The 23,611-nt window shown below is 36.2% G+C and carries 20 protein-coding genes; 3 read left to right on the forward strand and 17 right to left on the reverse strand.

The features are described 5' to 3' along the window. Nucleotides 1–214: 214 nt before the first annotated feature. The 16 genes from pnpS to degU all read right to left on the reverse strand — a co-directional run bounded on the left by pnpS (nt 215) and on the right by degU (nt 19,716). The gene (gene pnpS, locus JL53_RS13400) at nt 215–1,990 is read right to left on the reverse strand and encodes a two-component system histidine kinase PnpS (RefSeq protein WP_038407867.1); all 1,776 of its coding nucleotides are present in this window, start codon (nt 1,988–1,990) and stop codon (nt 215–217) included. Further along, nucleotides 1,990–2,700 (reverse strand): response regulator transcription factor, encoded by a 711-nt coding sequence (locus JL53_RS13405; protein WP_003720816.1) that lies wholly within the window; start codon nt 2,698–2,700, stop codon nt 1,990–1,992. The genes pnpS and JL53_RS13405 overlap by 1 nt, the downstream gene beginning before the upstream one ends. A gap of 155 nt (nt 2,701–2,855) precedes the next feature. Then, nucleotides 2,856–4,031, reverse strand: a complete 1,176-nt coding sequence (locus JL53_RS13410) for a PDZ domain-containing protein (RefSeq protein WP_003720817.1) — start codon at nt 4,029–4,031, stop codon at nt 2,856–2,858. Nucleotides 4,032–4,060: 29 nt separating this feature from the next. Next, nucleotides 4,061–5,509, reverse strand: coding sequence for a cardiolipin synthase (gene cls / locus JL53_RS13415; RefSeq protein ID WP_038407870.1), 1,449 nt, complete (start codon nt 5,507–5,509; stop codon nt 4,061–4,063). A gap of 122 nt (nt 5,510–5,631) precedes the next feature. Beyond that, nucleotides 5,632–6,954 (reverse strand): murein hydrolase activator EnvC family protein, encoded by a 1,323-nt coding sequence (locus JL53_RS13420; RefSeq protein ID WP_038407871.1) that lies wholly within the window; start codon nt 6,952–6,954, stop codon nt 5,632–5,634. A gap of 139 nt (nt 6,955–7,093) precedes the next feature. Continuing rightward, nucleotides 7,094–8,326 (reverse strand): NlpC/P60 family protein, encoded by a 1,233-nt coding sequence (locus tag JL53_RS13425; protein ID WP_038407872.1) that lies wholly within the window; start codon nt 8,324–8,326, stop codon nt 7,094–7,096. A 70-nt stretch (nt 8,327–8,396) separates the two neighbouring features. After that, the gene (gene ftsX, locus JL53_RS13430; RefSeq protein ID WP_038407873.1) at nt 8,397–9,281 is read right to left on the reverse strand and encodes a permease-like cell division protein FtsX; all 885 of its coding nucleotides are present in this window, start codon (nt 9,279–9,281) and stop codon (nt 8,397–8,399) included. Further along, nucleotides 9,271–9,957: a cell division ATP-binding protein FtsE gene (ftsE, locus tag JL53_RS13435; protein WP_003720823.1), complete on the reverse strand. Its 687-nt coding sequence runs from the start codon at nt 9,955–9,957 to the stop codon at nt 9,271–9,273. The genes ftsX and ftsE overlap by 11 nt, the downstream gene beginning before the upstream one ends. A 483-nt stretch (nt 9,958–10,440) precedes the next feature. Then, on the reverse strand, nt 10,441–11,304 hold the full coding sequence (locus tag JL53_RS13440; protein WP_038407874.1) for a YitT family protein: 864 nt from the start codon (nt 11,302–11,304) through the stop codon (nt 10,441–10,443). Nucleotides 11,305–11,307: 3 nt separating this feature from the next. Beyond that, nucleotides 11,308–12,409 (reverse strand): peptide chain release factor 2 gene (prfB, locus tag JL53_RS13445; protein WP_144242640.1). Its coding sequence is split into 2 segments (ribosomal slippage): nt 11,308–12,336 and nt 12,338–12,409, totalling 1,101 coding nucleotides; the frame shifts between segments, so codons are not numbered across the junction. A gap of 85 nt (nt 12,410–12,494) precedes the next feature. Then, nucleotides 12,495–15,008 carry a preprotein translocase subunit SecA gene (gene secA, locus JL53_RS13450; protein WP_038407875.1) on the reverse strand — a complete coding sequence of 838 codons (2,514 nt, stop codon included), beginning with the start codon at nt 15,006–15,008 and terminating at the stop codon, nt 12,495–12,497. 223 nt (nt 15,009–15,231) lie between these two features. After that, nucleotides 15,232–15,795, reverse strand: coding sequence for a ribosome hibernation-promoting factor, HPF/YfiA family (gene hpf / locus JL53_RS13455; RefSeq protein ID WP_038407876.1), 564 nt, complete (start codon nt 15,793–15,795; stop codon nt 15,232–15,234). A 193-nt stretch (nt 15,796–15,988) separates the two neighbouring features. Beyond that, nucleotides 15,989–16,645, reverse strand: coding sequence for a ComF family protein (locus JL53_RS13460; RefSeq protein ID WP_038407877.1), 657 nt, complete (start codon nt 16,643–16,645; stop codon nt 15,989–15,991). Beyond that, nucleotides 16,638–17,957 (reverse strand): ATP-dependent helicase ComFA, encoded by a 1,320-nt coding sequence (locus JL53_RS13465; RefSeq protein WP_038407878.1) that lies wholly within the window; start codon nt 17,955–17,957, stop codon nt 16,638–16,640. Before JL53_RS13465 ends, JL53_RS13460 begins: the two co-directional genes overlap by 8 nt. A gap of 199 nt (nt 17,958–18,156) precedes the next feature. Further along, entirely contained in the window at nt 18,157–19,008 is an 852-nt protein-coding gene (locus tag JL53_RS13470; protein WP_003720830.1) for a fatty acid kinase binding subunit FakB, read from the reverse strand. 21 nt (nt 19,009–19,029) lie between these two features. Next, a complete protein-coding gene (gene degU, locus JL53_RS13475) occupies nt 19,030–19,716 on the reverse strand; it encodes a two-component system response regulator DegU (protein WP_014093727.1) in 687 nt (228 codons plus the stop codon). Between the two features lie 381 nt (nt 19,717–20,097). On the opposite strand from degU, the gene JL53_RS13480 reads away from it, so the two are divergent. The 3 genes from JL53_RS13480 to JL53_RS13490 all read left to right on the forward strand — a co-directional run bounded on the left by JL53_RS13480 (nt 20,098) and on the right by JL53_RS13490 (nt 22,512). Beyond that, nucleotides 20,098–20,733, forward strand: coding sequence for a YigZ family protein (locus JL53_RS13480; protein WP_038407879.1), 636 nt, complete (start codon nt 20,098–20,100; stop codon nt 20,731–20,733). A gap of 1 nt (nt 20,734) precedes the next feature. After that, nucleotides 20,735–21,280, forward strand: a complete 546-nt coding sequence (locus JL53_RS13485; protein ID WP_038407880.1) for a GNAT family N-acetyltransferase — start codon at nt 20,735–20,737, stop codon at nt 21,278–21,280. A gap of 173 nt (nt 21,281–21,453) precedes the next feature. Continuing rightward, complete coding sequence (locus JL53_RS13490; RefSeq protein ID WP_038407881.1) at nt 21,454–22,512, forward strand: LCP family protein; 1,059 nt, start codon at nt 21,454–21,456, stop codon at nt 22,510–22,512. Nucleotides 22,513–22,553: 41 nt separating this feature from the next. On the opposite strand, the gene JL53_RS13495 is transcribed toward JL53_RS13490, so the two are convergent. Next, complete coding sequence (locus JL53_RS13495) at nt 22,554–23,606, reverse strand: glycosyltransferase family 4 protein (protein ID WP_038407882.1); 1,053 nt, start codon at nt 23,604–23,606, stop codon at nt 22,554–22,556. Nucleotides 23,607–23,611: the final 5 nt, after the last annotated feature.

A 23,611-nucleotide genomic window follows, 5' to 3' on the forward strand; every position in this document is an offset into this window, starting at 1 on the left:
AAGTATCACTATAACGCTCCAGATTTAAGGTGGTGTGTAGCTAATGTTAAGTAATTGTAAATAGCTACTTATTTTGTCGAAATTGTAAACTTTTTTATGACTTTCTTGCAAATAGAAGGCAGACAGGTTAATTATTAACGCGATTTTATCCCTTTCGTAAATATAATAAAAATATCCTGTCCGAAAGATTACATTCTTTCAAACAGGATATTTTTTAGGCTTTTTTTGGTAAAGTTACTCGGAAGGTTGAGCCGACTTCTTCCTGGCTTTCTACTTCAATTCGCCCACCGCAGTTTTCAACAAGGTGTTTAACGATAGAAAGTCCAAGTCCGGTTCCACCAGAGTGCCTACTACGCGCTTTGTCCACTCGGTAGAAGCGTTCAAACACCCGATCGGTATCTTTAGCAGGAATACCAATACCATTGTCCGTTACTTCTATAATAACTTCTGATTCGTGTTCGATTAATCTCACTTCTACTTCCCCATCGACTGGTGTATAGTTGATTGCATTGGAAAGTAGGTTGATTAATATTTGCTGCAATTTGTCCCGATCTGTCTCGATAATTACTGGAGAAATAGTTTTTTCTGGAATAGATACTTGAATATTTTTTTCGGTAGCGAGTTCAAAGATGGTTCGAGCTGACTGTTCAATCACATCATCTACATCTACTGTTTCGATATTTTCAACAACAGGATTTTGTTCAATTCTAGAAAGCGCCAGAATATCCATAATTAAACGATGCAAGCGATCACTTTCTTCTTTAATAATCGTTAAGAATTTTTTGAGTAACGTTTCATCATACATTGCCCCATCGAGCAACGTTTCTGCAAATCCTTTTAGCGCCGTTACAGGTGTCTTTAGTTCATGCGAAACATTAGTAACAAATTCTGAACGAACGTTTTCTAAATGCCTGATTTGCGTAATGTCATGCAGCAACAAAATAATTCCTGTAATTTCGCCATCCTCAGCTAAAATTGGTGATACACTTGCATCCAGAATCATTTCACGTGGGAAATACAGAATAATTTCTTTTTGTTTCATCACTTTTGTTTCAAAGGTTGCTTCAATTAATTGACTTAGCGCGAAACTTTTAATCACTTCGTAAAAAGGTTTTCCGGTAATTTCTGCTTCACCTAAAATTTGATACATCGTGCGATTGGTCATAATTACTTGTTTATCAGTATTAATCAACATAACTCCACTGACTAAGTTTTGAACAATCGCATTCAGACGCTGCTCATTTTGCTTGATCTCAAACATTTGCGTTTCTAGGCTTTCAGCGAGCATGTTTACACTTATCGACAGGTCTTGTAATTCACCACTGTTTTTACCATGAATTCGACTATCATATTTATGGTTAGCAAGATCTGTCGAAACTTCAATGATTTCTTTCACGGGTCTAGTAATTTTTCTAGCAATGAAAACACTGATTGCTGCGATAATAACTAAAGCAATGCCAAAAATAAGTGCCAAGTTACCCCACAGTTTCGCAACAGCTGCATCAACGGACTCAAGTGAAATCGAAATCCTTAAGACACCATCTGTTTTATTTTGGTGCTTTACCGGTACAGCCACATAAAGCATACTATACCCCAGCGAGTTGCTTTCTCGGATAGATATGCCTACGTTTTCTCCATTTTCCAAAATATCCGCTACTTCTGGGCGATTCATGTGATTATCTAAGTTATCCGGATTTTTTTTAGTATCTGCAACAACATCCCCTTGGCTATCTATGACAGTAATTCGCGCATCGATTTCATCACTTAATGGGTCAAGTGTCTTCTGAATTGTCGCTGCATCTTTATCCAAGTCCAAATGCTCGATGTTTGTCGTTTGTAATAAAATTTTTGCATCATCTTCTAATTGGTTTTCTTTCATGTTTAAATAGGTGGATTTCATCAGCTCTCCAGAAAAGATTCCAACAATCACCATCACAACGAAAAAAAGAATAAAAAACGACAATCCAATTTTCAGCCATAATTTTTTCATTATTTTACATTCTCCATTTTATAGCCAAAGCCACGGATTGTTTTGATATACTTTGGTTGTTTAGTATCTGTTTCAAGTTTATCGCGTAAATGGCTTACATGAACATCCACAATTCGTGTTTCTCCAACGTAATCATAGTTCCATACAGTATCTAACAATTGATCTCGTGAAAAAACTTTGCCGCGGTGATTAGCAAGAAATAATAATAACTCGAATTCTTTTGGCGTTAAGTCTAGCAGTTCATCTTGTAAATACACTTCATAGCTTTCTGGTAAAATTTTCAAATCACCAATTAAAATCATTGCTTCCATTTCGTCCGAATTTTCTTCAACTGCCTCTGCTTTACCTTCTGTCCGACGTAAAATCGCTTTAATTCGCGCGACTACTTCTCGCGGGCTAAATGGTTTTGTCATATAATCATCTGCACCAAGCTCTAGACCAATGATTTTATCTAATTCTTCATCTTTTGCTGTTAACATTAGAATAGGAACATTTACTTTATTTTGACGAAGTTTTTTTGTCACTTCGATTCCATCCATTTCAGGAAGCATTAAATCAAGTACGATTAAATCTGGTTTTTCTGATAAAGCTAGTTCATATCCTGCCTTACCATCTTCTGCTGTCACCACTTCAAATCCTGCTTTTTCAATATTAAATTGCAGCAAGGTAACAATAGAAGCTTCATCATCAACTACAAGAATTTTTACCAACTTACTTCCCATCCCTTCTTTGTGTAACCCTATTTATCTAAAATATAGCATGAATTAACCTTTTTCGGGTAGAAATGCCTTTATATTAATCTTATCTTTACAAAAACTTAAAACACCAATGCTGCTTCCAAAAAAACAACACTGGTGTCTAATAATTATCTTGGTTCGACTAAAAGCAAACCTAACTCGAATGATTCATTCTCATAAAGTGCTGTTTGTTCAAAACGTGGTTCACCATTATTATCAATCACTTTAATTTTACAAAATGCACGGTTTAAATTAAGCGCATCATATAGCCCTTCGCGTGTATGAATTGGTTGTCCGTTCACTTCTGTAATTTTCTCACCAGCTTTTAAATTTAAACGTGCAGATGGAGTTGCCTCACGTGCACCAAGAACTACGATTCCCCCCGGTTGCGGACCAAACTTTTTCGGCAAGAGTTGTTCTGAGCGATAATGGCGATAGGAAATCCAAAATCTGCCAATGACAGCAAGCATAAAGGCAAACAACGTCAGCACTGGCATCACAATTCCAAGAAGCCCAGCAACAGCAATAATCGTTGCAAGTGTAGTAACTTGTACAGCAATTTTCCGGCTAGCCTCTTCCGGAAGTTGTGCTTGAACTCGTTGTTGGAAGCCAATAAACAGTGGCAAAATAATGAATGAATACGAATGTGCGCCAATTGTAAAAACTGGCCACCATTCAAATATTTTTATGAAAACATCCCCCGGTATAAAGACAACTAATGGAACAAACCATAATTTTCTTAATTGAAATGAACCAACTAGTTTCCCCCGTTTACTTTTTCTAAGCGATGGTGCTGGGTTGTTTGCACTCGTATGTTGAATAAGAAAAGCTTCTACAAACAGCAATATCGCCAATAAAAATGTCATCGAAATCATAAAATTATCAATAAATACCGCATCATATCCAAATGCTTCATTGGTAAAAGGAGCTAAATTAATATCAAAATAATAACAGAAATAGAAGGCTAAACTAGTAATCCCAATAGTGAAGGCCGTAGAACTAAGTCGAAACATCCCAGCAATCAGTAAGAAACAAACTACGGTATTAAAAATCGCAACCCATTCTAGTGTTACACTAAAACCAATTACCGTAGTAACAATTGATAGACATAGACCGAATAATAGCCCGATCCCAAAGAAGTTTTTTAATTCCAGCCACGGCGAGTAAACGCGAACACTAAATGATTTCCGCTCCCATTTTACTCTGTTAAATCCAGCAATTATCACTAAAATAATTCCTACATAAAGTGCTGGTTGTAGAAACAATCTTCCTATTCCTTTAAGTATTTCCATAAAAATATCCATGATCTACACCAGCCTTTTCCAAATTACTTCTACAATATAGGCGATAAAAGTCGACTTACCGCTTCTTTAAATTTAATCCATATGGACCTTTTTGCATATAATTCAGGTGTCAGTTGATACGATTTTAAAATGTCCTCTAAAAAAGCATCTTCTAGTTTTTGCACCATTTTCTTTTCATAAATAAATGCATTGACTTCAAAGTTAAGACGGAAGCTGCGGAAGTCCATGTTCGCAGTCCCTACAGAAGCAATTTCTCCGTCAACAATCAATGTTTTTGCATGAATGAACCCATTATCATAAATGAATATTTTTGCTCCTGTTTCCATTAATTCACCGGCGTAGTTAGTTGTTGCTCGGTAGACAAACGCATGGTCAGGTTTATTAGGAATCATCACACGAACATCCACTCCAGAAAGCGCCGCAATTTTGATGGCTTCAAGCAAACTCGCATCTGGAATAAAATAAGGAGATTGTAAGTATATTGTTTTTTTTGCTGCGTTAATCATTTTAATGTAGCCATTCTTAATTTGTTGCCATTCAGAATCTGGACCACTAGATACGATTTGCATGCTAGTATGCCCTTTCCCATGAAATGTCGGGAAATATCTTGCTTTGTAATCAATTTTATTCGTGGCAGATGCAGAATTCCAGTCCATAATAAAACGAGTTTGCATTGCATAAACTGCCTTGCCATGCACACGAAGATGCGTATCACGCCAGTAACCGAATTTTTTGGACAAACCTAAATATTCATCACCAATGTTGAAGCCACCAATATAACCAATATCACCATCTATGATTGCTAACTTTCGATGATTCCGATAGTTAAGTCGGAAATTAATGAGCGGCAACTTTGATGGGAAAAACGGCCTAACAAATCCACCATTTTCTTCAAACGTACGGAAAAATGATTTTTTCGTTGTCCGCGAGCCCATTGCATCATAAATTATTTTTACATTCAATCCTTCTGCAGCTTTCCTCTCTAACACTCGCATCAATCGATTTCCAAGTTCATCGGAATGGAAAATATAATAAATAATATGTATGTGATCTTTCGCTTTTTCTATGTCAGCAATAAGCGCATCAAATTTTTCATAACCATCCACATAAAGATCAACTTCATTATCTTGTGTTAAAATCGCCCCATCATTTACAAGTAGTAAGTAAATTAAATCACGATGTTTCTTCACATTTGGATCACTAAATGGAAATTCTTTTTGACGAATCATTTCTATTTGGTTTGCCGTTGATTCCTGAATACCGATTTTTTCTTGTCCCTTCCAATCAAAAATCTTCTTCCCAGATAATTTTCTACCAAAAATCAAGTAAATAATAAACCCAAATATTGGAACAAAAGTTAGGACTAGTAACCATGCCCAAGTTGCCGATGTATCACGTCTTTCTAAGAATACTGTCATTGCTGCAAAGAATACATTCAAAATTAGTAAAATCACTAATAAATAAGCTAACAGCCCCATTATGTTCCCCCTTTTCCTACACAAACTGATAGTAGTATCATATCATAAAATCATCATTTAGCCTATCACCGTTCGTTTTTTTACAGTAAGAAACCACTGACTCTCCATCAGTGGTTTCTTGGTTAAATATATGGAGCCGGGTCAATTGGCACACCGTTTTGATGGATTTCAAAATGAAGATGTTGCCCAGTCGATTGTCCAGTTGAACCCATTATGCCAATTGGTTGTCCTTGTGAAACTTGTTGACCAGCAACTACTTTCAAACTACCAGCTCGCATGTGTCCGTATAGTGTTTGGAAGCCGTTTCCGTGATCAATTTTGACGACATAACCATAACCACCAAAGCCACTACCAGATGCACCAAATCCTGAGAAAACAACAGTACCTGATGCTGCGGCTGATACTGTTACTGCCCCACCAGCTGCAATATCTTGACCTTTATGTGATTCATGCTGACCAGTTACAGGATTAGTACGGTCACTAAATCCAGATGTTAAAATTCCAGACGCTGGTTTAATAAATTGTCCCCCACCCGAACTTACATGACTTGGTGCACTGGCTGTTTCGGAGCTTGGCGCTTGGGCAACAGTAGTTTGACTTTGGCTGGATTTTTCGGCTTTAGCTTTAGCTGTTGCTTCTTGAATTCGTTTTTCTTCTGCTGCTTTAAGTGCTGCTTCTTGTTTAGCTTTTTCTCCAGCAATATTTGATGCCAGTTTTTTCTCTTCAGCTGTTAGAGAGCCTTGTTCACTAGCTAGTAATGACTGCTCAGTTTTAGTTAAATCTTTTTTGTTAGCAAGCGCCATGACTAGATCATTTTTTTCTTCTTTTTGACTTTCCATGTTGTTTTTAGAAACTTCTAAATCAACAGCAAGTTCTCTTAAGTTCTCTAATTTTTTTTGGGAACTACCTTCTGCGACCTTTAATTTATCTTGGTCATCTTTTTGATCTTGCATAATATTTTGGTCAGCGTTTACCATAGCTGATACAACAGTTACACGATCAACAAGTTCTTTAAAGTCACCAGCTTCAAAAATCATATCTAAGTAGGCGGTCGCTGTTCCAGATTTTTGAATAGCTCTTGCACGATTATCGAGTACCTCTTGCCGTTCTCTAATATCATTTCGCAATTTCTCAATATCTTTTTTTAATTGCTTTAGTTTCTTATTTTCAGACTCGACTTTATTTTCTTGTGCTTTTAACTTCTTATTCGTTTCATCAATGCTCTTTAAAAGCGCATCTAATTGTTTAGATGCATCTTGTTCTTCATTTTCTAAATCAGCTATTTCCGAATTTTTCGTATCTATATTTTTATCTATCTCTGATTTTTTTTGCTCGATTTCATTTTGTCGCTTTTGCATGTCACCAATTGAATCTGCTTGTACACTAAGTGGTGTAGAAACAATTAATAAGCTTAGTATTACTAATACCCCATATTTTTTGAACATAATAAGCTCCTTTTCTATTTTCGATATTATTAGGAACTTCTTAGTCTGTCATTAAGTTATCCTGTTTATTCCCTTTACCATATAAAAAAGCACCTTTGCTTATAAACGACAAAGGTGCTTTTTAACTTTTCAATAATTATTAAAAGCTAGCTACGCGACCATACCCTACAAGATATTTAGCCCAGTAACCACTAGTAATGTTGTCATATTTAACGCCATTGTTTTGCGCATTAATCATTTGACCACCACCAACATAAATCCCAACATGAGCAATTCCTCCACCATAGTTGAAGAATACTAAGTCACCTGGTTTTGCTTGGCTAGCACTTACTTTAGAAGCTGCTGCATATTGAGCACCAGAAGTTCTTGGAAGAGAGATACCAGCTGCACGGAAAGCGTAAGAAGTGAATCCAGAGCAATCAAATGCGCTTGGTCCAGTAGCTCCAAGGCTATAAGGTTTGCCAAGTTGCGCTTGTGCTGCAGAAATCATTGCCGAATATCCGCTACCAGATGGAGCAGGAGTACTTGGTGTTTCGTTACTGCTACTATTGTTATTTGATGAAGTAGATGATGTATTTTTACTTGAAGCTTTTGATTCATTAGATGAAGCATTTGCATTAGTTGTTGTTGCTTTTTCTTCTTGACCAACATTAGAAGATGTAGCTTCACGTAATGCAGTTGCACGAGCTGCTGCTTCTTTCGCTGCTTTATCACGTTCGCTTACTAGGCTAGCTTTTGCATTTTCAGCACTTGCTTGATCAGAAGCTAGTTGAGCAACGATTGCTTCTTTTTCAGCTTTTTGTGCTTCAATTTTATTTTGTTGTGCTTCATAATCATGGATAGCAGTTGCTTGTTCTTCTTGCTTTTTCTTTACTGCAGCTTGTTTTGTTTTCAATGCTTTTTCGTCTTTTTGTTGATCATCTAAAATTGATTTATCAGATTCAACTAATTGGTTCACTGCGGAAACACGACCGACTAAATCAGAAAGGTTCTCTGCATCTAAAACTACTTCAAGGTATGCGTTCGAGTTAGAAGTTTTTTGCATCGCACGAGCACGATCTTTTAAAACTGATTCACGCTCTTTAATACGTTCATTGATATCTTTAATATCTTGGTTAAGTTGTTTTAGTTCTTTGCCTGTTTTATCGAAGTCTGCTTGTAAAGATTTAGCCTTTTCTTGCGCTTTTTCAAGATCAGCTACCAAACCAGAAAGATCTGATTGTAAATCTGTTTTTTTAGACTTAATGTCATTGATTTTTTTGTCTTGGTTTTGGATGTCTGTATTCACGTCTGCAAAAACATTAGTAGTAAAAGCCGGCGTTAAACTGATAACTGCTGCGAGTGAAACCGCAATAAACGTATTCTTTTTCAAAAAGTTTACCTCCTAAAAAGCTCCCTAGCTTTTCTTTTAGTTTATTTTTATTTCAAGTGATTTTTAAATGTTAGACTTTCAAGAATCTCCGGATAGAGATTACGCTACCCCAAATCCCAATCAGTACGCCGATTGCAATAATCAAGCCACTAATTTGATAGGCAAACGGTGTTGGTGGTAAAAGTGAAAGTGAACTAGTCACTAATTTAGGATTTATCAGATTGTATACATTAACATAGCCTACAAATGTTAACACAACCGGGACAATCGAACCAATCAAGCCTAGCCATGCTCCTTCTAAAACGAAAGGCCAGCGTATGAACCAGTTGGTCGCTCCTACCAATTTCATAATTTCAATTTCTCTTCTACGGGAGAAAATCGCAATCTTAATGGTGTTTGATATTAAGAACATTGCTGTTAATAACAAACCAATGCTTAGTATGATACCAGCATATCGTCCCCATTTCAATGTATCAAACAACTTATCGACTGTTTTCTCGCCATACTCTACATTATCTACGTACTGTAATTTTTCGATTTTCTGAGCAATTGCTTTCGTTTGCGTTGGCTCTTTTGCCTCCACAACGAAAACGTCGTATAGTGGATTATCTTGTTTAAACAATTCGAAGTTTTTGCCGTATGCACCAACTAATTTCTTCAATTCATCATCCTTTGAAGAAAAAGTGACGCTATCAACTCCATCAATCTTCTCAATGTTTTTCTCAAGTTCTTGCTGCTGTTTCTTGTCTGCGCTTAGAGAAATATGTACGTTAATTTGTACATTGTTTTCTACATCTGTTGCAAGCTTGTTCATGTTGATCAATATTGCAAAAAACACGCTGACTAAGATAAGTGTAACTGTTACTGCACTTGCTGCTGCAAAGGTCATCCAACCATTCCGGTAAAGACTTTTAAAACTTTCTCTTATGTGTCTTCCTATTGTCCTAAATTTCATAACCATATTCTCCTTGCTGCTCATCACGAACGATTCGACCATTTTCGATAGCTATTACCCGATGCTTCAATGTGTTTACAATTTCTTTATTATGGGTAGCCATTACTATAGTCGTTCCGCGATTGCTTATTTCCTCAAGGATGTTCATGATTTCCCATGAAGTATCAGGATCCAGGTTTCCGGTCGGCTCATCTGCTATTAATACTTTAGGCATATTTGCAATGGAGCGGGCAATGGATATCCGCTGTTGCTCACCACCGGAAAGTTCATCCGGCAACATTCTTACCTTATGCTTAAGGTTGACTAAATCAAGCACTTCCATAACACGTTCTTTAATTACAGACGGCTCAGTTTCAACCACTTCCATCGCATAAGCAATGTTTTCATACACTGTTTTGCTTTGAAGCAATTTGTAATCTTGGAAAACCACGCCTACGTTACGACGTAAATATGGAATTTCTCGATTTTTCATATTGATCAAATCAAATTTGTCTACGATGATTTTGCCTTTCGTTGCTCGTTCTTCTCTGTAAATCATTTTAATAAAGGTTGATTTACCAGCGCCACTAGGTCCCACAACATAAACAAATTCCCCTTCACCAATGTTAATATTTAATCCATTAGCGGCTGTTATACCATTGGGGTATTTCTTATACACATCTTCCATTAATATCATTTTATCACCTTACTATGCCTTTCTGCTGAGTTACATTTTAGGTAATGCATGGTAACCATGAAGATGTACTGTTTGTGGACACAAAATTAAACTCACAACATAAGCTTAATTATACCATGACAGTTTTTCATCTATAGGTTAATTACATTACATTTATATTTCAGGGTATGACAATATTTCCATTATTGTAATAGGAATTTCGCTTATAGCCACAATTTCCTTTTTTTAGTTGAATTTGTATTGACAAAAATAAAAAAGCACCGTCATCGGTCTTTTCCACTGCTAACATTGTAACTTGTTTTTACCCTAATTAACATTACAGGTAGATTAAAAATCATTACAGTTATCTTCACCGGAATAGACCAATTGTACTAAAACACCTTGAACACAACTAATACAGGAAAATTAATTGTCATCAAACTGTCAAAAAAAGCAGAAAAAACTACTACACTGAGGCAAAAAAGTCTCCATGTAGTAGTTTTTTTAAGATGTAAATCCTTCACCCATAACCTCGCTGGCGCTCATCACAACAACAAATGCTTCTGGATCAATTTCTTTGATAACTTCTTTTAATCTTGAAAATTCACTTTGGGCAATTACACATAATAAAATTTGTTTATCATCTTCTGTGTACCCGCCTTTAGCCGAAAGACGTGTGATTCCTCGATCAATTTTGAAAAGGATTGCCTGTCTAATTGCCTCTTGGTTTTCAGAAATTATAAATACGGTTTTAGATTGATTTAACCCTACTTGAACTAGGTCAATTGTTTTACTTGTAGCAAAAAGACCAATAAGCGCATAAAGCCCAGATTCAATATCAAATACAAACATCGCCGAAATGACGACAAAACCGTCAATTAAAGCTACACAAATCCCTAATGTTAAGTGGGAATATTTGTGTAAAATTTGAGCAGCCACATCGGTTCCACCAGTCGAAGCTTTACCACGAAATACTATGCCAAGTCCCATTCCAACTAGAACACCACCGAACAATGCAGCAACTAATGGCTCGTGCGTCCAAGGCTCTAAATCTTGCGTTAAATAAACAAAAAATGGTAATAACATTGTACCAACAAATGTTTTCAAACCAAATTGGTATCCTAAAAAGAATAATCCTGCTAAAAATAGCGGAATATTAAATGCCCACTGAATAAATGCTGGATTCCAACCTGTTAAATAGTTGATTATAGTACTGATTCCGCTCACGCCACCTGAAGCAACGTGATTGGGTAAAAGTAAGACATTGAAAGCTAGCGCAATTAACGCAGCGCCGATAATAACATATAAATACTCGATTAATTTTGCCATTGTTGGGGATAGAGGCGTTTTTTTTCGTTTATTTACCATCTTTTATCCAATCCTAGAACGTAAATACGCATTAATAAAATCGTCTAAGTCTCCATCCATTACCGCTTGAATATTACCAGTTTCGTGATTTGTGCGATGATCTTTTACCATGGAGTAAGGATGGAAAACATAGGAACGAATTTGGCTTCCCCAACCAATTTCTTTTTGTTCTCCACGAATTTCTGCTAGTTCGCGCTCTTTTTCTTCTTGTTCTTTTTGATATAGCTTTGTTTTTAACATTTTCATTGCTTGATCACGGTTTTTAAGTTGTGACCGTTCAGATTGACAAGTAACCACAATCCCTGATGGAATATGTGTCATCCGAACTGCAGAGTCTGTTGTATTAATATGTTGCCCACCAGCTCCTGTTGCACGGTACGTATCAATTTTCAAGTCATCTGGTCGTACTTCGATTTCAATGTCATCATCTAGTTCTGGCATCACATCTACTGAAACAAATGAAGTATGACGACGCCCTGATGAATCAAACGGTGAAATACGTACAAGACGATGAACGCCTTTTTCTGCTTTTAAATAACCATATGCGTTGTGTCCTTTAACCAGTAAAGTTACGCTTTTAATTCCAGCTTCATCTCCAGCTTGGTAATCAAGCATTTCTACTTTGAAGCCTTTTTTTTCAGACCAACGTTGATACATTCGGAGTAACATCGAACCCCAGTCTTGAGATTCCGTTCCACCGGCACCTGGATGCAACTCTAAAATCGCATTATTCTTATCATACGGATCACTTAACATTAATTTTAATTCGAACTCATTGATAGTCGCCATATAAGCAGTAATATCTTTTTCTAATTCCGCTTGTAGATCTTCGTCCGCCTCTTCTTTTAAAAGTTCTAGGCTGATCTCCATGCTTTCTTGTTCTTCTTCTAAGGCATGAAAAGCTTGGTAAGTTTCTTTATAACCATTGGATTCATTGATTACTTTCTGCGCAACTTGCTGATCGTTCCAAAAATTCGGGTCTAACATTTGATCTTCTAACTCAGCAATTCGTACTTCCATGCTGTCTAAGTCAAAGAGACCCCCTAAAGTCTTTGATTTGCTGTGCTGTTTTTTCTAATTCATTACGAATTTCTGCTAATTCCATTATTAATTCCACCTTTTTTGAATTTACTTAAAAACTTTCATAGCAAAAAGCGCCTGCAAGACGGCGCTTTTTTAATTGTTTCAATCTATGCTTCTTTACCATGACAATTTTTATATTTTTTACCGCTACCACATGGGCATGGATCATTACGTCCAATATGTTGGTCTTTACGAATCGGCTGGCGCTTCGCTTCTGGTTTACCTTCTGCCGGATTAACAGCCTCCCCTTTAGCCACTTGCTCACGTTCAAGGTTTTGGCGAATTTCGGCTTTCATAATGTAACGAGCAACATCTTCATCGATAGAGGATACCATCGCTTCAAACATCTCGAAACCTTCTGATTGGTATTCACGAAGCGGATCAATTTGACCATATGCACGAAGATGAATTCCATCACGAAGGTGGTCCATCGCATCGATATGATCCACCCATTTCGTATCAACAACGCGAAGTAAAACAACTTTTTCAAATTCGTTAAATTCTTCTGGAGGTAATAGTGTTTCTTTTTCATCATATGCTGCTTTGACTTTATCTAAAATCAGATTTTGAATATCTTCACTTGTACGGTTTTGTAAATCTTCTAAAGTAATTGCGCCTTCTGGAAGTAAATTGGCATCAACATAATCAATAATGCCTTGTAAGTTCCAATCTTCCTCAGGTTCTCGGCTAGAAGCATTGCTAGAAACGATGAAATTCACTGTACGTTGAATCATTTGATCAATGATTTCACGCAAGCTGTTTTCTGCATTAATTACTTCATAACGTTGCTTATAGATAACTTCCCTTTGTTGGCGAAGTACATCATCATACTGTAGTACTTGTTTACGTGAATCAAAGTTGTTTCCTTCAACGCGTCTTTGTGCTGATTCCACTGCACGGCTAACCATCTTACTTTGAATTGCATCTTCTGCCATACCAAAGCGTTCCATCATGCTCTTCATGTTATCTGAACCAAAACGGCGCATAAGTTCGTCTTCCATAGAAAGATAGAATTGGGTCACCCCTGGATCACCTTGACGTCCAGCACGACCACGCAACTGGTTATCAATACGACGTGACTCATGTCGCTCTGTACCTATTACAGCTAAACCGCCAACTTCAATTGTACCTTCACCAAGTTTAATATCAGTACCACGACCAGCCATATTGGTCGCGATTACTACCGCACCTTTTTCACCAGCATGTTTAATAATATCTGCTTCACGTTCATGTTGTTTGGCATTCAGTACTTCATGTTTAATGCCTTTGCGTTTTAATTTGCTAGAAATAAGCTCAGATGTTTCAATTGCAACAGTACCAACAAGAACCGGTTGTCCTTTGGCATTTCGTTCTGCAATATCTTCCACCACAGCATTAAATTTCGCTTCAATTGTTGTAAAAATCAAATCCGGACGGTCGTCACGAATAATGACTTTATTGGTGGGGATTTCAATAACACGCATATTATAAATATCACGGAATTCTTCTTCTTCTGTTTTTGCAGTACCAGTCATCCCAGCAAGTTTTTTGTACATCCGGAAATAGTTTTGGAATGTGATTGTAGCCATTGTTTTAGATTCATTTTGAATTGTTACGCCTTCTTTTGCTTCTAAAGCCTGATGCAAACCTTCACTAAAACGACGGCCTTTCATAATACGACCAGTAAATTGATCAACAATTAGAACTTCATCATCTTGCGCTACATAATCAACATCTAAACTCATTGTATAATTCGCTTTAAGAGCTTGAGCGATATGGTGCAAAATAACCGTATTTTCTAAATCAAATAGGTTGTCTACATCAAAGTAGTTTTCCCCTTTCGTCATACCTTCTTCGGTTAATTGTACAGATTTAGTTTTCACATCAACTGTGTAATCTTCCTCTTCTGTCAAAGTACGAGCAAATGTGTTAGCACGAACATAAAGTATAGTTGATTTTTCAGCTTCCCCTGAAATGATTAGTGGAGTTCTTGCTTCATCGACCAAAATGGAATCGACTTCATCAATAACTGCAAAAGCAAGTGGGCGTTGCACCATTTCTTCTTTGTAAACAACCATGTTATCACGTAAATAATCAAATCCTAATTCATTATTTGTACTATAAGTGATATCACATGCGTATGCTTCACGTTTCTCTGCACTAGATAGCGCATTTAAATTTAATCCAACAGAAAGTCCAAGAAAATTATACAAAACCCCCATTTCTTCTGCATCACGATGTGCCAAGTACTCATTGACAGTAACAACGTGCACACCTTCACCAGATAGCGCATTTAAGTAAACTGGTAGTGTTGCTGTTAACGTTTTACCTTCACCAGTTTTCATTTCAGCAATATTACCTTCATGAAGAACTATCCCACCCATTAACTGTACTTTAAATGGATATAGTCCAAGGGCACGTTTCGCTCCCTCTCTGGCTACAGCAAATGCTTCTACCAATAAATCATCTAGTGTTTCACCTTTTTTAACACGCTCTTTAAACTCTACTGTTTTTTCACGTAGAGCCTCATCAGAAAGTGCCGCTGTTTCGTCAGCCAAAGCAATGATTTCATCTGCTTTTCTTTCCAAATATTTAACATCTTTTTTTCCTGATTCAAAAATCTTTTTCAATAGTCCTGCCATTTAAATTCTCCTCTACTGTTTTCGCTGTCTTCGCGCAGTTTCATCTATGATAACTTTCAGGAATTATCTTATTTTAAATATACAAACTAATTCTATCACTTATTAGATAAAATATACAACTGGTTATCTCTTTTTAATCAATAAAAAATAAAAAATGCCATAAATTCTTCATCTTAATAAAAAAATGGAGGCCAAAAACTGGCCCCCACCCTTATTTGTAAAATTAATTTGTTTCAATTAAACCATATTTTCCATCTTTACGAGAATATACAATATTGGTGCCATTAGTTTCAGCATCTGTGTAAACGTAAAAACTATGTCCCAGTAAATTCATTTGTAATACAGCTTCTTCACTGTCCATCGGTTTTAATGAAAATTGTTTTGTTCTCACTATTTCAAGATCAAAGTCACCTTCATTGTCTTCTGGTGGTGTACTGCCGTTTACATCAGAATATGCAAAGTAATCTCTTTCTGCACCTTTATCACGGAATTTACGATTTACTTTTGTTTTATGTTTACGGATTTGTCTTTCGAGTTTATCGACAATTAAATCAATGCTTGCATATAAATCTCCACTTGTTTCTTCTGCACGTAGCACAAGATTTGGGAGCGGAATAGTCACTTCAACTTTCGCATTTTTATCGGAATATACTTTTAGATTAACATGTACGTTTGCATCTGGTGTTTCCGTAAAATAACGTTCTAGTTTATCAATTTTCTTTTCAACGTAATCTCTAATCGGTTCTGTTACTTCAATATTTTCACCACGAATGTTGTACTTAAGCATAGCGATTCCTCCTTTGAAATAAAACAAATAATGATAAAGAAGAGTATTCTTCTTACTCTTAGTCTACGTGAAAACGACGTGTTTTGCAACCATTTGCACAAAGAGCTAAGAAGCACTATTCCACTTATCTTTATTTAGTATTTTATTCCACTAATCGCGCTCTGGCAAACCTCTTTTAGTAGATAAATCTCGACTATCTAAATATTGTTACAGCTGTTACTTGTTTAACTCCTACTTTTTTTAACTCTTGGGCTGCTAAATTGAGTGTACTGCCCGTGGTATAGATGTCATCAAAAAGAATAACCTTCGTTTGTTGGTATCTACCTTCTTTTTGCAGATAAAAGACTTGTTCTCTCTCCAAGCGTTCTTTTTTTGTTTTCTTAGACTGCTTTTCTGAATGATTTCTATCCAAAAGTTCTTCGTATTTGATACCTGCTTGTTTTAACATTCCGGTTGTTTGGTTAAAACCACGTTCTAATTTGCGCTCTGCACTTACAGGAATGGGAACAATAATCGCATCATCTTGAACCAAAAGCCTTTTAAGTTCATTATGAAAGATGGCACCTATTACATAATCACCTTGAAACTTGTATCTTCTCATATAGGCTTTTGCAAAGTCATTGTAACGGTATAATGACTTATTGTTATCTAGAAAGGATGACTTATATTGGCAGTCTAGACATATTTTATTGACCGATTCTTTGCTACAGAGTTCGCACAGTGGTCCTTCTAGCGGTTCAAAATTAGCAAAACATTTACTACAACAAATTGGTTTTGTCTCGAACAACCATTTCATATGCCACCCAACATCCACTTTTAGAGGTTGCAAGCATAATAAACAATTATTCATCAAGCATCCCCTCCACTATGCCTAGTTGGTTCATTTTCTCGATATGTCTGATAGCTTGATTCATTGGAGATGTTTTTCCATAATGAAAGAAACAAACATCCCCCGTTGGATGCGTCATCTTTCTTCCAGCTCGTCCAGAAATTTGAACAAGTGCTGCTTCTGTAAAAACTCTCTCTTCACTTCCAAAAACTGCAACTTGAACATTTGTAAACGTAACACCTCGTTCCAAAATAGTCGTAGTTAACAACAGCTGGATTGCCCCTTCTCGTAACCACGCTACCTTTTCTTTTCGCTCCTCATCTGCTGAGTGAACCGTTACCGGCCTTTCAAAACCATACATCATTAAAATATCTGCAAATTTATTCATAGCTTCAATTTCTGGAAAGAAAATTAATGCTGGTTGTTTTTTTGATTCAGCTATTTTTATCCATTCAATAAGTTTAGGAGATATTTTTCCTTTATCCAATCTTTTCTTCCAAGGTCCTATCCAGCACATTCTTGGTACAGGAAGCTTTCTTCGGTGGTAGCGTGCTGGTATTTTCACGAAATGTCGTTTACCACTTACGCATTCTTGTTGCCACTTTTCTTCAGGAGTTGCTGTGATTACAATAGTCGTGCCCTCTTTTTTTCTTGCTTTATTTACCGCATATTCTAAAAACGGATCTTTGGCAAATGGAAATGCATCTACTTCATCGATAAAAATCACCTGAAATGCATTGTAAAAACGAATCAACTGATGGGTCGTTGCTAAAACAAACTGTTCGCCTTGATATTTATCTTCCGAGTCTCCGTATAGACAAACTATTTCCACATCAGGAAAAACAGCTCTTAACCGGGGGTGTAATTCTAAGCAAACATCCACTCTTGGAGAAGCCAGACATATCTTATAGCCTTTTTTTAAAGCCAAATCCATTCCTTCAAACAGCATTTCTGTTTTCCCTGATCCAGCAACTGCCCATAAGAGCATATCTTGCTTTTTTTCTAAAGTTGCTATAACGGCTTCAGATGCTTTCTTCTGGCCATTTGATAATGTTCCATTCCATACTAAAAAAGATTTTTGGCTTTCAGGCAGACACATCGTTCTTTGAAAGAATAGTTGCTGACAAGCATTCATTCGTCCCATAACAATACAATTCCGACAATAAAGACAGGCTTCTTGACCACAATTCGCACAACTCATCTTGCCGAACAATGCTGGATTAATATTTCCACACCGAAAACACTTATTTTCAGAAACGGCTGCCACTTCTTCTAAACCCTCTGTGCTTTCAAGTTCGCTTTCTTGGTATAATCTGCCTGGAAAAACATTCATTACCACTCACCTCTATTTAGTTATACATGTTTTTGCTTATTTTTGCAGAAATGATTTTCTTGTTTTCCACATGTTTTATTATAGGAATATCCTATTTTCTCTTAGCTGAAAACATGGATTTTTTGTACACTTACCTCCCATAAAAAACAAATTTACCCTCTACGAAAAAAGTTCCCCAGTTTCACAACTGGAGAACTTTTTATTTAATTGACCATGTTAATCCAAGAGCCCCTTCGCCAAGGTGAGTTCCGATTACAGGCCCAAAATAACTTAATTCAAATTCTACTTCGGGAAATTTAGTTTCTAAATGTTTTCGCCACGCTTCACCTTTTTCAAAATCATTCCCGTGAATAACATAAGCTTTTTCCGCAAATTTATTTTGAATAGCTAATTCAAGAATATCTTCTATTCGCTTAAGAGCTTTCTTTTGTGTCCTTACTTTTTCAAACAGAACAATTTGCTTATCATTGAAATGAAGAATTGGTTTAATTTGAAGCAAGCTCCCCACAAGTGCTTGAGCCCCATTTAGGCGACCACCACGTTGTAAATTATTCAAATCGTCCACCATAAAGTAAGCATCTTGCGCATGTTTTATTTTATCCAATTCTTTAATAATATTCTCGGCAGATTCATCTTTAAGTGCCATTTCAGCGGCTTTGAGTACGAGCATCCCTTGAGCCATACAAGATAATTCAGAATCATAAGCAATTACATTTAAACCATTGATTCCTTCTCCTGCTGTTGCTGCATTTTGGAATGTCCCGCTAATACCACTAGATAAATGAATCGTAATCACCGTGTCAAAGCCCTGTGATTTCAACTTTTCAAACAATTGAATGAACTCTCCTGGAGCTGGTTGAGAAGAAGTAGGAAGATTCTTAGAGACTTTTACCATGGCATAAAAATCTGCTGTCGATAAGTCTTCACCCTCACGATAAGATTCTCCATCAATTATTACAGAAAGTGGTACGACATGAATTCTTAGTTGTTTCTTCGCTTCCTCTGGCAAATAAGTTGTGCTGTCCGTCACCACTGCTATTTTTCCGTTCATATTTTCCTCCTGAGCTTTTCTTTAGCGAATATATACCCACCCATGCTTAATTGCCGTTACCACAGCTTGAGTTCTATCGTTCACTTTCATTTTTTGTAAAATACTGCTCACATGATTTTTAACTGTTTTCTCACTAATGAAAAGTGTTTCTCCAATTCCACGATTACTCTTTCCATCTGTAAGAAGTTGCAACACTTCGCACTCTCTATGTGTCAATATGTGTAATGGCATTTTAACTTCTGGTTGTTGATAACCATAAACACCTTGCGCCGTATTAGTGCTTGCTAAATGACGATATTCGCGAATTAATTTAATTGCTACACGCGGATGAATATATGCCCCACCATTATCTACTATTTTAACTGCTTCTACAAGTTCATGAGCGTCCATTTCTTTTAATAAATACCCTACTGCTCCAGATCTAAGTGCTTCCGTCACATATTCATCTGTATCGTGAATAGTTAAAATGATTACTTTGATACTTGGAAACTGGCGCACTAACATTTCTGTCGCATCTAAACCATTAACAGTTGGCATATTAATATCCATTAAAACAATATCTGGTTTATATTCGCGAACTTTTGCTACGATATTTTTACCATTTTCAGCTTCCGCTACAACCTCAAAAGAATCTTCCAATTCTAAAATCCGTTTGATACCTTCGCGAAACAACTGATGATCGTCTACAATCATGATTTTGAGTGCCATAATGACTACTCCTCCTTCATTTATCTATTTTCATCAAGCTAATTGCAATCGAAAACATCATCCTTTTTAGTAGCAAAACCGCTTAACCTTATAATCCCTGCCACAAATTGGCAAATAAACTTTTCTCTTTTAAGTACTATTTACTCAAACTAACCTATTTTCAGAACAAACTTCTTTTTTATTATACTGCATATTCCTAAAAAATTACTTCTATATGCCTATGAAGTACAACTGAAAACCAGTCTAAAGTAATAGTAGTTTTTATTATAACACGAATTTGCCACCACTTCATCCGCTGCACTCAGAAATATATCTATACAATCGCTTTACTTTCGGATAAAATAAAAGCAAGCTGAACGTATCAACTTATGGAGGTTTCCTATGTTGGATCAATATTTAACCATTCACCGCAATGGAACACATGAAATAATCATCGAAAAATCTCGCTTTATCTGTCACTTGATGCGAGTTGCAACCGAACCTGAAGCACAAACATTTATCCAGCAAATAAAAAAAGAACATCGAGATGCGTCACACAATTGTTCTGCATATATAATAGGAGAAAATGACCAATTTCAAAAAGCACAGGATGATGGTGAGCCAAGTGGAACTGCTGGTGTGCCAATGCTAGAAGTTTTAAAAAAGAAAGGTTTAAAAAATATTGCCGTTGTCGTTACTCGATATTTTGGCGGTACTAAACTAGGCGCAGGAGGACTTGTCCGAGCTTATGGAAGTGCAGTCAGTGAAGCCATTCAAACCATTGGCATAGTTGAATGTAAGTTAGCTACTATTCTTGAGTGCACATTCGCATACCCTCTTCTTGAAAAAATCGAGAATGCACTTGAACAAAGAAACTATCAAATCAACCAAAAAGAATTCACAGAAAAAGTAGTACTTCACATTTTTGTCAATAATGATGATTTAACTAGCTTCAGCAATTGGATTACAGAAATCGCCAACGGTCACATTGAAATCCAAGAAGGTCTACAAAAATATAGAGAAAAGGATGTCAATTAGCATGTCCACAAACATATTTTTTCAATTACCTACTACCGTCTCCACAGAAAGAACCATCCTAAGAAAAACAACTTTAGCAGATGCTGCGAATTTATTTGATATTTGGTCAGATAATGAAGTAGCTAAATTTATGAATATCGAAAAATTTTCGACCATTTTACAAGCTGAAGAAATGATTCAAGCAATTGAAAACGAACCAACTGCGTGCAGATACACTATTTTTGACACGATAAATCCACTTCAAGCAATTGGCTCAATCGGAATTAATGATATTAATAAAACTACTGAACTGGTTGAAATTGGCTATGAACTCGCTCAAAAAAATTGGCGTCAAGGATTGATGTTTGAAGTTTTAAATGCGTTTTTAACTACTATAAAGCCGTTTTTACCTTATAAAATCATCACTGCAAAAGTTCTTCCTGAAAACATCGCTTCTATAAAATTACTAAAAAAAATGAGTTTTGAACTTATTTCCACAGGTCAAGAATTAGATTTACATACCGGAAAAATTTGTGAAATTAGTAATTATCGCTTAGCGCTGGGATAGGACTTATATTACATTTTTGAAAGATAGCAACTTTTTTGTATTTTTTTTCTGTTAAATTCTGTATAATAAATAAAAGTTAAAAAATAAAGAAAACGTAAATCAAGCGTAACATTCTTTATTTCAACGAATGATACAATGAAACATAGTAAAGTGACTATAAGGAGAATTAATATATGAATAAAGGCACGGATGACAGCCGAAGAAGCAGCAAGAAATACAAACGTAGACGTAAAATATTATTCTGGATTTTAATACCTATTATGTGCTTAGTATTAGCAGGAGTTGGATATGGAACTTACCTGTTCAGTAAAACAAAACTCGCAGCCGACAATTCCTTTGATAATGTACGAAATGGACAAGCATCCACTCTTCGTTCAAAAGATATTGAGCCCATAAAAGATAGTTTTTCCATTTTAATTATTGGTGTTGATACAAGCGCCAAACGTGAATCTGACGGAAATCCTCGAAGTGATTCACTTATCTTAGCAACATTTAATGTCAAAGATGCCCGTGTAGAAATGACAAGTATTCCTCGTGACTCTTATGTTCATATTCAAGATTCTAAGAAAGACATCGATAAATATACTAAAATAAATGCAGCCCATGCTTATGGTGGACCCGAACTAACGATGCAAACAGTAGAGGAAGAATTCCAAATTCCAATTGATTATTACGTTCGTTTCGACTTTGATGCCTTCCTTAAAATCGTGGACGCATTAGGCGGAATTGATGTAGATGTCCCTGTCAGCTTTACCGAACAAGATTCTAACGACAAAGCTGGGGCAATTACACTCGAAAAAGGGCAACAGCATTTAAATGGAGAACAAGCATTAGCACTTGCCCGCACAAGACATATTGACAGTGATATCGAGCGTGGTAAAAGACAACAATTAATTATTAAATCAATAGTAAGTGAAGCAACCTCCATTTCTTCTATTAGTAAGTATTCCGATATTATCAAAGTTGTTGGAGATAATATGAAAACTAATTTAACTTTTAATCAAATGCTTTCCATTGCAAAATTCGGCATGACCAATAGTATTGATATTAAATCGCTTAACCTTGAAGGTACAGATGCTCCAATGAATGGCATTTATTATTATCAGCTAAATGATGATTCTGTTCAAAGTGTTTCCAATGAGTTTGCTGATGAGCTTGGCATTAAGAAGCCATTTCCAAATGCAGCTCCATATTCTGATGAAAAATCTACTACAACAGAAACTTCTAATTAAAAAACATCCCGAACTTAAAATTAGGTTCGGGATATTTTTTACTATTTTCGTTTTCGGTGGATTTTTTGAAGCAGATTAAGAATAGGACGATAATCTTCTCCAATCAGACCGATAAACTCTACAATAATTTCAATACTAAATATTAATAATACAAGTAGCAACACCGCTCCCCAAGCAGTGGAGAAAGAGAATACAAATCCTGTCATTGAAAATAGTAGAGCCATACAATAAATTAGTAATACCGTTTGTTTTTCTGTAAATCCAAGCGCCATTAATCTATGATGAATATGTGATCTATCAGCAGACGATATCGGCATTCGCGATTTCAACCTACGTACAATTGCAAAGAACGTGTCAGATAAAGGTACTCCCAAAATAATAAGAGGAACTAAAAGTGAAATAAACGTCACATTTTTAAAGCCCATCAGTGATAAAACGGCTATCATATATCCGAGAAATAAAGCCCCAGTATCCCCCATAAAAATACTTGCTGGCGGAAAATTATAAATTAAGAAGGCCGCAACTGCAGCAACAAGAATTAAAGCAACAGGCGCTACAAAGGCATCCTTAAGCAGTAATGCCATACCTGCAATCGTCATTAAAGCAATAATGGAAATACCGCCTGCTAAACCATCTAAACCATCTATCAAGTTCAACGCGTTAACAATCGCTACAATCCAAATAATAGATAATGGAATTGCAAAATAACCAAAGTCTAATTCCCCATAAAAAGGCACATTAATAAAATTAATTGTAATATCTCCCCAAACAGTTACACAAAGTGCCGCTATAATCTGCCCTAACATTTTCCATTTGGGTGATAAATCAAATAAATCATCAATAAAACCAGTGGCAATAACAATTAATGCTCCAAAATAAATCGGAACAAATCCAGACTTATCAATTGGTGCCAAAAGCATCCCAACAGAAAAACTTATAAATATGGCTAGCCCGCCTAAAGTTGCTGTCGTTTTCGTATGCTTATGTCTTTCACGAGGGGTATCAACAGCATTAATACGAAACGCAAACTTCCTTACTATTGGCACCATAACAATACCAACCGCAAAGCTAATCAGTATACTCCATAATAGCAATATTT

This window comes from Listeria ivanovii subsp. londoniensis, from assembly GCF_000763495.1.
Taxonomy (GTDB): domain Bacteria; phylum Bacillota; class Bacilli; order Lactobacillales; family Listeriaceae; genus Listeria; species Listeria londoniensis.